General features: G+C 72.7%; 10 protein-coding genes. 6 read left to right on the top strand and 4 right to left on the bottom strand.

Annotated features, from left to right (window positions below; translation table 11 throughout):
- Positions 1-100 precede the first annotated feature (100 nt).
- From ACIOMQ_RS08615 to ACIOMQ_RS08590, 6 genes are all read left to right on the top strand, one after another.
- On the top strand, positions 101-1,231 hold the full coding sequence (locus ACIOMQ_RS08615) for a hypothetical protein (RefSeq protein WP_362201294.1): 1,131 nt from the start codon (positions 101-103) through the stop codon (positions 1,229-1,231).
- 625 nt (positions 1,232-1,856) lie between these two features.
- Positions 1,857-2,093 (top strand): ferredoxin, encoded by a 237-nt coding sequence (locus ACIOMQ_RS08610; protein ID WP_362201297.1) that lies wholly within the window; start codon positions 1,857-1,859, stop codon positions 2,091-2,093.
- Entirely contained in the window at positions 2,083-3,477 is a 1,395-nt protein-coding gene (locus tag ACIOMQ_RS08605; RefSeq protein WP_362201300.1) for an FAD-dependent oxidoreductase, read from the top strand. Before ACIOMQ_RS08610 ends, ACIOMQ_RS08605 begins: the two co-directional genes overlap by 11 nt.
- Before the next feature lie 156 nt (positions 3,478-3,633).
- The gene (locus tag ACIOMQ_RS08600) at positions 3,634-4,872 is read left to right on the top strand and encodes a cytochrome P450 (protein ID WP_362201303.1); all 1,239 of its coding nucleotides are present in this window, start codon (positions 3,634-3,636) and stop codon (positions 4,870-4,872) included.
- A gap of 89 nt (positions 4,873-4,961) precedes the next feature.
- The gene (locus ACIOMQ_RS08595) at positions 4,962-6,881 is read left to right on the top strand and encodes a PucR family transcriptional regulator (protein ID WP_401261793.1); all 1,920 of its coding nucleotides are present in this window, start codon (positions 4,962-4,964) and stop codon (positions 6,879-6,881) included.
- Between the two features lie 204 nt (positions 6,882-7,085).
- Positions 7,086-8,495 carry a diaminopimelate decarboxylase gene (locus ACIOMQ_RS08590; protein WP_402188409.1) on the top strand — a complete coding sequence of 470 codons (1,410 nt, stop codon included), beginning with the start codon at positions 7,086-7,088 and terminating at the stop codon, positions 8,493-8,495.
- 67 nt (positions 8,496-8,562) lie between these two features.
- Here the strand turns inward: ACIOMQ_RS08590 and ACIOMQ_RS08585 are convergent, their stop codons facing one another.
- From ACIOMQ_RS08585 to ACIOMQ_RS08570, 4 genes are all read right to left on the bottom strand, one after another.
- The gene (locus ACIOMQ_RS08585; RefSeq protein WP_402188298.1) at positions 8,563-9,384 is read right to left on the bottom strand and encodes an NADase-type glycan-binding domain-containing protein; all 822 of its coding nucleotides are present in this window, start codon (positions 9,382-9,384) and stop codon (positions 8,563-8,565) included.
- A 374-nt stretch (positions 9,385-9,758) separates the two neighbouring features.
- Positions 9,759-10,292: a phage tail protein gene (locus ACIOMQ_RS08580; protein ID WP_401261795.1), complete on the bottom strand. Its 534-nt coding sequence runs from the start codon at positions 10,290-10,292 to the stop codon at positions 9,759-9,761.
- A gap of 5 nt (positions 10,293-10,297) precedes the next feature.
- On the bottom strand, positions 10,298-12,256 hold the full coding sequence (locus tag ACIOMQ_RS08575) for a putative baseplate assembly protein (protein ID WP_401988604.1): 1,959 nt from the start codon (positions 12,254-12,256) through the stop codon (positions 10,298-10,300).
- Positions 12,253-12,666, bottom strand: a complete 414-nt coding sequence (locus tag ACIOMQ_RS08570; RefSeq protein WP_402188295.1) for a GPW/gp25 family protein — start codon at positions 12,664-12,666, stop codon at positions 12,253-12,255. Before ACIOMQ_RS08570 ends, ACIOMQ_RS08575 begins: the two co-directional genes overlap by 4 nt.
- Positions 12,667-12,668: the final 2 nt, after the last annotated feature.

The following is a 12,668-nucleotide window of genomic DNA, read 5'->3' as shown; positions in this document are numbered from 1 at the left end:
CCGACGTCGCGGCAGGTCTGGATCATCGTCCAGCAGCCTTCTGGCCTGTATATGAAAGCCACGTGGGCGGAGCTCTCTCATCGCAAAGGAACGCTCACCGATGCTCGCACGGCACCTCCTGCGCACCGCGACCGTCTCGCTGACCCTCGCCGCCACCCTGCTCGCCACCGGCGGCGCCGAGGCGGTCGGCGCGGCCTCCCACTGGGAGGTCTCCCTCTCCGGGGACAGCCCTGCCGAATCCCTGATGTCGGTCTCCACCGTCGGTGACGATCTGGCCTGGGCGGTCGGCCGGAAGGAACAGCACGGCGTCATCATGCGCTGGGACGGGGAGAAGTGGGGCGAGGACACCGCCCCGGGGCTTCCCGACGTCTGGCAATGGTCGTCGGTCAGCGCCGTGTCCGCCGACGACGTCTGGGCCTACGGCACGGTGGGCAGGGACCAGGCGCTGGTGCACTACGACGGCGAACGCTGGACCAGTGTTCCCACCACCGGCCCCGCCGACGACTCCTGGCCCGAGGTCCCGATCAAGGCTGTCCCCGGACGGCTCTTCAAGGGCGGCCAGGCCCTCTACACGTATGCCGACGGCGCATGGCAGACCTTCGCGCTGCCCCGCCTCGTCGACATCCGGGACATCGACGCCCTGTCCGCGGACGACGCCTACGCGACCGGCATGCGGTACCCGGTGGACGGCGGCCACCCGGTGACCTACCACTGGGACGGGACCACCTGGACGCTGATGGAGGAACCCCCCGTGCGTGCCGGTACGGACACCGCCAAGATCACCGCGGAGTCCCCGGACAGTGTCTACGTGGCCGGGTGGGCCGACGGCCCGGACGCCGACCCGCCCGTCCCGAGCGTCGCGCACTGGGACGGCACCGCGTGGAAGGACGTCACCGGATCGCTCGCCGGCCTCTACCTCCACGCGATCGCCTCCGACGGCCGCGGCGGTCTGTGGGTCACCGGCAACGACCAGGCCGAACCGGCCGCATCCGAGCCGGTCTTCTGGCACTACGACGGCACCACGTGGACCAAGGAACCCGGAGCGACGGCGCCCGACGGCGACACCCGGTGGCCGTCCTACTCCTTCTACGATCTGGCGCCGGCCGGCGACTCCGGCGACTTCTGGGCCGTCGGCGACTACTCCACGCCGATGACCGGGACCGGCGACCACTCGGTCAACGGTCTGATCGAGCGGTCCAAGGTGCTCCCCCCGACGACGACCCGCGGCTGACGGGTCCGCCGGAACCTTCCGGCAGCCGGAAACGGTTCGGCGTTCCGCACAACGGACGGCGCCCCCTCCACGGTCCTGGAGGGGGCGCCGTCCGTCGTGCGGGGCCCTGGAGTGTCGTGCGGGACCCAGGGGCCGGTCGGCCCCGGTTGCGTACAGCGACACACAACGCCGCGCGGCAACTGCGACACGCAACGCCGCGAGGCATCAGGCGGGTGCGGACATGCAGTCCCCGGTAGTCCTTCGCGGTTCCGTGAGTTTCAGCCGTCGCTGAGAGCTCCGGTATCGAGAGGATCTGCCGGGGGCCTGGCCAGAGCCAACGAGTGGGTCACGCGCATCGGCGAACGTCTTCGTCGACAGTACGGCTCGCTCTGGTTTTCTGGTGTATTGATGATTTTCCTCCGTATTCGCCCCGGGTCAAGGGGTTTGCTGGATCTTCCTGAGAAAAATCCCATCTGCGCTGGTGCCGGGGTGGTGGGCGGTGCCGGTGTGGTGGCCGGTGCCTGGGCCTGTGCCGGTACCTGTGCCGGTACCTGTGCGGATGACTCCATTGGTCCGCCATTGCGCGCGGATCCTGAACGGTGCTCGCAGGCTGAGGCGGGAGTACTACAGGAAGGGCGGCCCCTTGATGAGGATTGTCGTCGATCTCAACCGGTGTCAGGGGTACGCACAGTGCGCCTTCCTCGCACCCGATGTCTTCGCCATGCACGGCGAAGAGGCGTTGCTGTACAACCCGCACGCCGACGAGATGCAGCGGGAGCAGGTGATGCGTGCCGCGACCGCGTGTCCGGTGCGGGCCATTCAGGTGGAGGACCTGGACGGTGCACCGGCCGCGGCGGAAAAGGGGCTGTCCAGTGTCCGGTGACGGGTTTCTGGAGTGGCTGAGGCGCGAGGGCCGCATCGTGATCGTCGGCGCCTCGCTGGCCGGGCTCCGGGCGGCGGAGACCCTGCGGAAGGAGGGCTTCGCCGGTTCTCTCACGCTGATCGGCGACGAGCCCCACGAACCGTACGACCGGCCGCCCCTGTCCAAACAGGTCCTGCTGGGCCACGCGACCGCCGACCGCACCGAATTGCCCCGGCGCCTCGCCCTCGACGCGCACTGGCGGCTCGGTGTCGCCGCCACCGGGCTGGACATGGCGGCCAGGCGGGTGCGGCTGGCCGACGGGGACGAAGTGGAGTACGACCGGCTGCTGATCGCCACCGGTGTGCACGCGCGGCCCTGGCCGCACGAGACCGAGGCCCGACTGGACGGGGTCTTCGTGCTGCGTACGCGCGACGACGCGGCCCGGTTGCAGCGGCGGCTGGCGGCGTCGCCCCGCCGGGTGCTCGTCGTGGGCGCCGGCTTCACCGGTTCGGAGATCGCCTCGGCCTGCCGCGAGCGCGGGCTGCCGGTGACCGTCGCCGAGCGCGGTGCGGCGCCGCTCGTGGGGGCGCTGGGCGGAGTGATCGGCCGGGTGGCCGCGGAGCTGCAGCACGACCACGGCGTGGACCTGCGCTGCGGGATCATGGTCACGAGCCTGGAGGGCGACCCGGCAGGGCGGCTCCGGCGCGCCCATCTGTCCGACGGCACCACCGTCGACACGGATGTCGCGGTGGTCTCGCTCGGCGCGTCGCGGAACACCGAGTGGCTGGCCGGTTCCGGGCTCGGCGCCGGCCCGCGCGGAATCGCCTGCGACGCCGGATGCCGGGCCTTCGACGTGAGGGGCATCGTGACCGACGACGTCTTCGTCGCCGGTGACGTGGCACGGTCCCCGCACGCGCTGTTCGGGTACCAGTTCCTGTCCCTCGAACACTGGGGCAACGCCGTCGCCCAGGCCGAGACCGCCGCGCACAACATGATCAGCAGCAGCTCGGAGCGCCGTCCGCATCTGTGGGTGCCGGCCTTCTGGTCCGCCCAGTTCGGGGTCAACATCAAGTCGGTCGGCGTCCCGTCGCTGGGCGAGGAGATCATCGTCGCCCAGGGGTCGCTCTCCGATCACCGCTTCACCTGCGTGTACGGATACCAGGGCCGTGTCATCGCCGCAGTCACCTTCGACCAGACGAAGTGGCTGGAGTTCTACCAGCGGCAGATCGAGTCGGCCGCGCCGTTCCCGCCGGTCTATTCCTCGGTGGACCGCCGTCCCGAAGGTCTGCGGCCGGTCCCGGCCGAGTTCCCGGATCCCTCCCTGCCCACCCACGGGCCGTCCGTCACCGTGAGCGGCTACTCACCGACCGACCAGCGGATCACCTTCACCCCCGCCCGAGCCTGACCCACGGCCCGGAAGCCCGGACCACTCGGAGGGCCCGGACCGACCGCAAGCCCGGACCGACCGCAAGCCCGGACCGGCCGGAAGCCTCGTAAAACCCGCAAACCGGAAGCCCGGAGACCGGAAGCCCGCCGTCCCACCGCCCACAAGGACGCCACCATGACGCACCACACACTCCTGCGGCAGATCCTCGACTACTCCAACCGCGCCGACCCCTATCCGCTGTACGCCGAGCTCCGCAAGACGCCGGTGCTTCAGGAGGGGAGCGACATCTTCGTCGTCAGCACGTACTGGGAGATCAAGAACCTGCTGCACGACCCGCGGATCAGCTCGGACGCCCGCAACCTCTCCCCCGGGGCCGCCGGCACGTACCTCCAGGAGGAGGAGGAGTCTGCTCTGCCGCCCGCCTTCCTGAGACTCGACCCTCCCGAGCACGACCGGCTGCGCCGCATGGCGATGCGCCCCTTCGGTCCGCCGGAAACCCCCCGGCGCATCCACGACATGCGCAGCGAACTGGCCCGGATCGTCTCCGGCCTCATCGACGATTTCGGGGACCGGAACCAGGTCGACCTCGTCGAGGACTTCTCGTACCCCTTCCCCGTCACCGTGATCTGCCGGCTGCTCGGGATCCCGCGCGAGGACGAGGCGCGCTTCCACGCCTGGGCCGACACCATCGCCGCCGGACTCGACCCGGACCCGGGCCAGGACGCCGGCGAGCGGCGCCACGTCACCCAGCAGGCCCGCACCGAACTGGGCGCGTACCTGTCCGAGCTCATCGAGGAACGCAGGACCGCGCCCGACGACGGCATGCTCTCCGAGTTGATCAACCAGCACGGCGGCACGGACGGGCAGATGACCCGGATGGAAGTGCTCAGCACGGCCGCGCTGCTCCTGATCGCCGGTCACGAGACCACGGTCAACCTCATCACCAACGGCATGCTCACCCTGCTCCGCCACCCCGACGTCCTGGAGCGGCTGCGGAACGACGCCGGGTCGGCCCTCCCGATCGTCGAAGAACTCCTGCGCTTCGAACCTCCCGTGCAGTTGCTTCCGCAGCGCACCACGCTCGCGGACATCGACATCGGCGGCACCACCATCCCCAAGGGCGCTTCCGTCTGGCTCGTCCTGGCCTCCGGCAACCGGGACCCGCAACGCTTCACCGACCCCGACCGCTTCGACCCCGACCGCGAGGACAACCAGCACCTCGGCTTCGGCAGCGGCATCCACAACTGCTTCGGCGCGCCCCTCGCCCGCCTGGAGGCACAGCTCGCCCTGACCGCGCTCGCCCGCAGGCTCGACGGCCCCCGGCTGGTGAAGGACCCTCCCCCGTACCGGCAGAACGCCGTGCTGCGCGGGCCCCGCCACCTGGACATCGCGTTCGACGGGCTCCGTGCCTGAGGGACAGCCCTTAGCCATGGCTCCTGTCGCTCCTGTCGCTCCTGTCGCTTCTGTCGCTTCTGTCAGGGACCGCCGACCATGATGGACGGATGCCTACGCGTGAACCGGACCGGCACGACACATGGCCCTCGCTGGAGCAGATCCTCGGGCTCATCGCCCCCGGGATGCTCGATGTCGTCGTGGCACCGCGCGGCACCGGTGTGCCGGTGGCCGATGTGGCGCTGCACGATGCCGGTGAGGAGCGGGACGAGGGGGCCCGGCCGGTGTCCGCGTCCGGGCTGATCCTGCTCGCGGTGGGCGTGGAGGCCGCCTCGCCCGAGGCCGTCGACGTGCTGCGCGACGCCGACCGGGCCGGGGCCGCGGCCGTGGTGCTGCGGCGGGGCGGTCGCGGGCCCCGGGCGGCGCTGGTGGAGGCGGCCCGCCAGGGGCGTACGGCGCTGCTGACCCGGCGGCCGGGGCAGGGGTGGACCGAAGTGTTCGGCCGGCTGCGGACCGCTCTGGCGCACAGCGCCCCGACCCGTTCCGCCCCCGGGCCGACCGGACCTGACGGGGCGGGTGGTGTGGGTGGTGTGGGCGGTGCGGTCGGCACCGGCGGCGTGGGCGGACTGCGGCTCGGCGATCTGTCGGGGCTGGCCAATACGGTGGCGGACCTCGTCGGCGGTGCCATCACCATCGAGGACCCGCAGTCGCGGGTGCTGGCGTACTCACGGATGCACCACGAACCCGATCCGCTGCGCAGACTGACGATCCTCGGGCAGGAGGTCCCCCGCTGGCGGGTCGTCGAACTCCGCGAGAGCGGCTTCTTCCAAGCGCTGTGGAGCACCGACGACGTGGTGCACCGGCCCGCCGACGACCGGTCCGCCGAGCGGCTCGCCATCGCCGTGCGGCACGGGTCCGAGGTGCTCGGATCCATCTGGGCCGCGGCGGACGGGCGGCCGCTCGCCGAGGGCGCGGCAGCGGCGCTGCGCACGGCCGCCCGCGCCGCCGTACCGCATCTGTCCCACCATCGGACGTGGGGCCGGGCGGCAGCCCGAGCACAGGAGGAGGCCGTGCACGCGCTCCTGTACGGGCCCGCGTACGCGGTACGGGACGGGTACGCGGTACGAGACGGGTACGCGGTACGAGACGGGTACGCGGTACGAGACACCTACGCCGTCCACGACACGTACGGGGTCCACGACGGATACGCGGCACAGGACGCGTACGCGGTGCCGGACACCGACCCGGTGCGGGGCGCGCACGGCGCCTGGGCCGCGCACGATGCCGGAATCGCACCGGACCGCCCGTACACGGTGATGGTCGCGGAGGCGTACGACAGCCGGGCGCTCGGCGCCGCGTCCGGTCCGGGCCCGGGGGGCGCCGCCGAGCAGCGGGTTCTGGACGTGCTCGCGCTGCAGGCCGCCGCGTACCGGCCGGGGTGTGTGACCGCGCGCTCGGGGCGGCGGCTGTACGTCCTGGTCCCGGCGGTGGACGGTGAGGCCGATCCGGCGCGCGCCCTGCTGGCGACGGCCCGCTCGGTGCCGCGCAGTGTCGTGTTCGCGGGCGTCGGCCCGGTGGCAGCGGACCTGTCGGGGCTGCCCGCGTCGCGGGAGGCCGCGGAACTGGTGGTGCGGGTGCTGCGGGAGCGGTCCGCGGCGCTGCCGGTCGCGGAGGTGGTGTCGGCGGTCGCGGCCTTCGGCGAGCTGGTCCCCGACACGTCGGTGCTCCGGGTGCTCGACCGGGTCGCGCCGTTGTGGACGTCCCTGGCGGGGCCGGTGCACGCGCTGGTGGAGCACGACCGCGCGCACGGTTCGGAGTACGGCGCGTCGGTCACCGCCTACCTCGACGCGTTCGGCGACACGGGCGCGGCCGCACGGCGCCTGAACGTGCACCCCAACACGCTGCGCTACCGGCTGCGCCGGGCCCGGGAGCTGTTCGGCGTCGATCTGGACGACCCGGCCGTACGGCTCCTCGCGGACATCGGGCTGCGGCTCGCGGAACGCGGAACGCGGGGGCCGAGCAGCCGCTGATCCTTCGGCTGTCCGGTGCCACAAAGGAATCGGGCAGGTGTCGTCGTGTCGGTCGAAGACGCGCCCTCCCCGCCACGTCGAAGCTGTACGTACGGCGGTCTCGCAGCGGTACAGCGGTACAGCCGTACACCGACCGGTACGCCCGTGCGGCCACAGCGCCGTACAGCAGTACGTGGCAGATGGAGGGGAGTTGTCGTGGTTCACATGACGTCCGGCTCGGCAGCCGGCTCCGCGGCCCAGCAGCGCGGAACCCGGCGGGCGGCGGCGCTGGCGCGCGCCGTCGAGGAGGGGCTGCTCGGTCCGCACGCGCCCGTGGTCGGCCTCCTCGACGTGGACGGTGTGCTCACCGCTGTCGACGCGTTGAACGAGGCGTTCGAAGGCCCCGCCCCGGTGCGGCACACGTTCGCGGCCAAGGCGTGCGGTCTGGTGCCCGTGCTGCGGCTGCTCGCCGACGCGGGGATGGGCTGCGAGGTGGCCTCGCCCGGTGAACTGGAACAGGCCCTGGCGGCCGGCTTCCCGTACGACCGGCTGGTCTTCGACAGCCCCGCGAAGACGGTCGAGGAGCTGGAGTTCGCCCTCGCCCACGGCATCGCGATCAACCTCGACAACTTCCAGGAGATGGCCCGCGTGGACCGTCTGCTGGCCGGGCGCCCGGCCGCCGGGCCGATCGGGCTGCGGGTCAATCCGCAGGTGGGGGCCGGTGCCATCGGCGCGATGAGCACCGCGACCGCGACCTCGAAGTTCGGCGTCGCGCTGCGCGATCCGGGGGCCGTCGACGCGGTGACCGACGCCTTCGCGCGCCGGCCGTGGCTCAACCGGCTGCACGCGCACGTCGGTTCCCAGGGCTGCCCGCTGCCGCTCATCGCCCAGGGCATCCGCGTCGCCTACGAGTTGGCCGAGCGGATCAACGCGCAGCTGGGCCACGACCGGATCACCGGGATCGACATCGGCGGCGGCCTGCCCGTCAACTTCGACGGCGAGGACGACCGGCCGACGTACGCCGACTACGTCGCCGAACTCCGCCGCGGCGTACCCGGTCTGTTCGACGGGCGCTACACCCTGATCACGGAGTTCGGCCGCTCCCTGCTGGCCAAGAGCGGGACGGTCGGCACGGTCGTCGAGTACACCAAGTCGGCCGGGGGGCGGCGGATCGCGGTCACGCACGCGGGCGCCCAGGTGGCCACCCGTACGGTGTTCATGCCCGGCTCCTGGCCGCTGCGCGTGGGGGTGTTCGACGCCGCAGGCCGGCCCAAGCAGGGCCCGACCGAGATCGTCGACATCGCGGGACCGTGCTGCTTCGCCGGGGACCTGACCGCGACCGGACGTGAACTCCCGGCCGTCGAGCCCGGCGACGTGGTGGCGCTCCACGACACCGGGGCGTACTACTTCTCGTCGCACTTCTCGTACAACTCGCTGCCCCGGCCCGCCGTGTACGGCTATCGCACCGGTGTGGACGGGCAGGTGCGTTTCGCGCTCGTACGCGAGGCGCAGAGCGTGCGCGAGGTCGTCGAGGAGAGCGGCCTGGCACAGGCGGACGCTCTGGTGGCCCTGGCGGCCCCGGACGCGGACGCGGCTCCGGACGCGGACGCGGACGCAGCCCCGGACGCGGACTGAGCCTTCCGGCGAGACGTCCGCCGGCCCCCAACCCCCTGCCCCCTGCCCCCGGCCCCCGGAACAGGGGTCAGGACCGGCGGCCGAAGAACTCGACCTCGGCGACGGCCAGGCGGCGGCCGGGGCCCGCTCCATAGGTGCTGTCCGTCGTGAGGCGGGCCCGGACGATCTCCGAGCCGCGCAGGTCGAAGGTCTGCTGACCGGGCTGGTCCTTGACCCTGATCTCCTTGCTGACCCGGCTTCCGTCGGCGGAGGTGAGCCGGACGGTGATCCTGGCCGGGCGGGCCTGGGTGAGGAACTCGTCCATCTTGGCCGATGTACCGGAGAAGACCACCAGCTTCAGCACCCGTACCGGCTGCTCGAAGTCGCACTCCAGGTACTGGCCCACACCGGTGCCGGGGCCCGCGGCCGACGGCGCCCAGTAACGGTTGTTGAAACCGTCGAACGCCGCGCCCGCCGGGTGGCCCGGCGCCCCGCTGGAGGCCCGGAACCGGGTGGGCGGCACCGCCTCCGGCGTTCCGGTCTCGTCCTTGGCGAGGCCGAACCAGCCGGACAGATGCGGAAGGGCGAACCAGACGCCGCACGCCACCACGATCGCCGCGACCGGAAGCGCCAGCCCGGGGCGGCGCCACAGCCTGCGCCGCGGCCGGGTACCCGCGGTGGGTGCCTGACGCGGTCGCCGCCGCAGGATCCGGCACCACCACGGAGGCCGGACCTCGGGCGGCGGCCCCGGGTCCAGGAGCAGTCCGCAGCGGATGCACAGGGTGCGGTCCGGGGCGTTCGCCGTACGGCAGTTGGGGCAGCGGACAGGGGCGGCGGGAGGCGGACCGGGGGGTGTGTTCGCGGGGCCCGGCCGTACGTCGGGCAGCGCCTCGGGCCCCGGCACCGACACGTCCGGCTCGTCACCGGGGCGACGCGGTGCGGCCGCGGAGACGGGGGGTTGAGGGGCGGGGTTGGGGACGGGGTTGGGGGCAGGGTTGAGGGCGGGTCGGGGATGCGGCTCGGCGCGCAGTTGCGGCTGGGGCTGGGGCTGCGGTTGCGGCTGGGGGGACGGTTGGGGCGTGGGTGGCGGCAGGGGTGGGGAGACAGGTGTATCCGGCGCAACAGGGGCAGCAGGGGCAGCAGGAGACGCGGATGAAGCGGAGCCCGCAGAGCCCGCAGAGGGACCCTCTCCCGCTCCCCGCGTGCCCTCCCACTCCAGGAACGCCCGGCACGACGTGCAGAACTGCGTCCCCGGCGCATTGGTCTGACCGCACACCTCGCAGATCACAAGACCTCCAGGTCGAACCCCACATGCGCGGGAATCTCCGTACGGATCAGCTCCTCCAGCCGCACCCGGTCGACCTGGTACGGCTGCGAGGCGCGCACCCGGACCGTCACCCACGGCCGCGGGCCGCCCGGGAACTGCGTGTGCGGCGTCGACGACCACGCCGTGCCGCCGCTCTCCACGATGTCCGGCTCGGTCCCGGTCTCCAGGAGCACCGCCTCCGCGAGACCGCGCCGGGTGCCGCGCCTGCTGTGCCGCTCGACCGCGCCGCGCACCGCCGCGCGCCGCTGCTCGGCCGGGTGGTCCGGACGGACGTCGACGGCCACCCACTGGGCCAGCCAGGAGAGGAAGTCCTCGGGCGCGCTGCGCGGATCGAGGTGGGCGGGCAGATTGTCGATGGAGAGCAGGACCGGGGCGAGTACGTCGTCGAGCGCCGCGAGGAACCGGCGCAGGAAGTCCTGCTCCAGATAGACCGCCGGGAGCTGTTCGATCAGCGGGTGCGGAGTCGGCAGGCCGGTCACGGCTGTGCGCATGGCGGTCAGGCCTCCTGTACCCGGAGCTGGTGCTCGTAGCTGAAGACCAGGGCGTGCCGGTCCAGCGTGATCTTGGTGGCGGGTTCGTCGCGCTGCCCGGTCACGGGGTCCGCGGGGAAGAGCCGTACGTCCTCCACCAGATCGACCCCCGGAACCTGTTGGAGTACGGCGAACGCCTCGCCCGACTGGATCGGCCGGCCGAACGGCCAGCCGTCGCCGCCGGGTCCGCCGCTCAGCGGGTTGAAGTAGCCGTACAGGGCCGCCAGCGCCTCCTCGCGCACCCGTTCCAGTACGGCGCCCCGGCGGGCCTGGACCGAGGCGACCACGGTGACCCCCTGGTAGTAGGGCGGTTCGACCACCAACCGGGCGCCGATGGGCCGCCGTTCGTCCAGATGGCCCGCGATCAGGGCGAGGGTGTGCTGCGGCGGGAGGAGTTCGTTGAACTGGATCCGGCCCTGCTCGTCGCTGCGTCCGGCCGGCACGACGAGCAGCCGCACCCCGCCCGCCTCGACGTCCGAGTCCCCGCCGGCCGGGATGCACTGCACCCGGGACGCGTCGGGTGCGACCTCGCGGGCCAGCAGTTCGTAGTCGTGCGGTACGACGGCCCGGTGCAGGGTCCGCAGCGTCATGGGCCCGCGCACCCGCGCGCTGTCCACCGTCTCGCCCTCGACTCCGCCGAGCGCGGGCCGCCGGTTCTCCACCCGGGCCACGTACGGGATGGCGCTGCGCAGCACCCGGAGCGTGGAACGGGCGACATTGCCGCGCAGTCCGCCGCCCGTGCGGTACGCACGCACGCGGACCGTGGCACCCTTCGGCGGCACCGCGCCGTAGTAACGGATGGAGCCGTCCCGCTCCCGTACCGCCGGACCGAATTCGACCCGCCCCGAGTTGGGGTCGAGCGTGATGTGCCGGTCGTCGGGTCCGGAGTGCGCGAAGTCGTCGACGCGGGTCCACTCCGTGCCCTGCGGGCCTCCGGCCGGGTCGGCGACCTCGACGACGAATGCGCCGGGGACGACCGGGGGGCGGCTCACCGTGAAGGCCTGTCCGGGTACGCCCTCGGCCGGGCCGAGCACCTCGTCGGTCACGGTCTCGGCGTGGACGGCCCCGACGGTCGCGCCGATCGTGAACGCCGTGATCCGGCGCACCACCGGGGGTGCCATATAGGTGGGCTGCCCCGGGGCGGCCTCCACCAGGCGGCACCGCAGCCAGCCGCCGGTCCGGCGCACGACAACGGCCGGAGTGTGGCCCTCCGGAAGGTGCAGGATCAGCTCCCCGGACCGGTTGAAGCCGCCGGTGTCGTCCTTCTCGACCTCGCAGACCGCCCAGGCACTGCCGTCCCAGGCCTCCCAGAGCAGCGGCGGCCGCAGCGGGTCCACGCCGACGCCCTCGACCGCGCAGTCCAGCCGCAGCACGACGACGCCCGACGGAACGGCGGCCGACAGGCCCAGATAGAGGGTGTCGCCGGGCGTGGGCGTGGTGTCGAAGCAGGGGACGGCCCGGCCGAGGGCGAGTTCCTCGGTGCGGTCGACGGCGTCGCCGGACGTCGGCCAGGTGGCGAGGTGGGCGAACTCGCACGGCACGACGGACAGTTCGCGGACGGTCGTGAACACGACCGCCTCCTCGGTCTCCGTACGGACGGTGGCCACCTCCGTACCCGCCCGCACCCGCACCGGTTCGGGCTGCGGCGCGGAGAGCCGGAACGTCACGTCCGTGTGGGCGGCCGTCGGCGGGTGGAGCCGGACCCCGATCAGGTCGAGGAAGGTCAGATAACTCTTCTCCGGCACCCGGTTCACCCGGTAGACCAGCTGGTCGACCATGGTCGCGAAGGCCTCGATGAGGGTCACGCCGGGGTCGGAGACGTTGTGGTCGGTCCACTCGGGGCAGCGCTGCTGGACGAGCCGTTTCGCCTCGTCGACCAGGCCCTGGAAGTGGCGGTCGTCCAGATGCGGACTGGGCAGGGTCACGCGCCGTCCACCTCCTCGTACTGGGGGATCACATAGAACGGGAAGACCAGGTTCCGGGGGTCGTTGGCGCCCCGTACGGTGTAGCCGATGTCGATGTACAGGACCCCGTTGTCGACCTCGTCGAAGCGGACGACGACCTCCGTGACCTCGATCCGGGGCTCCCACCGGTCCAGCGCCAGGCGTACCTCGTACGCCAGTTGTCCGGCCGTGCCCGCGTCCGCCGGGGCGAACACGTAGTCGTTGATCGCGCAGCCGAACTCCGGCCGCATGGGCCGCTCGCCCGGTGACGTCGCGAGGATCAGCCGGATCGACTCCTCCAGCTCGTGCTCGCCGCGCACCAGGGCGATGGAACCGGTGGCGTCCGTACGCGGGGGAAAGGCCCAGCCCGCGCCGATGAACTGCTGGCCCATGG

This window comes from Streptomyces sp. NPDC087845 (genome assembly GCF_044742755.1).
GTDB lineage: Bacteria > Actinomycetota > Actinomycetes > Streptomycetales > Streptomycetaceae > Streptomyces.
The sequence above is the reverse complement of the archived record's forward strand: the minus strand, read 5'-3'. Positions and strand labels throughout refer to the sequence as shown.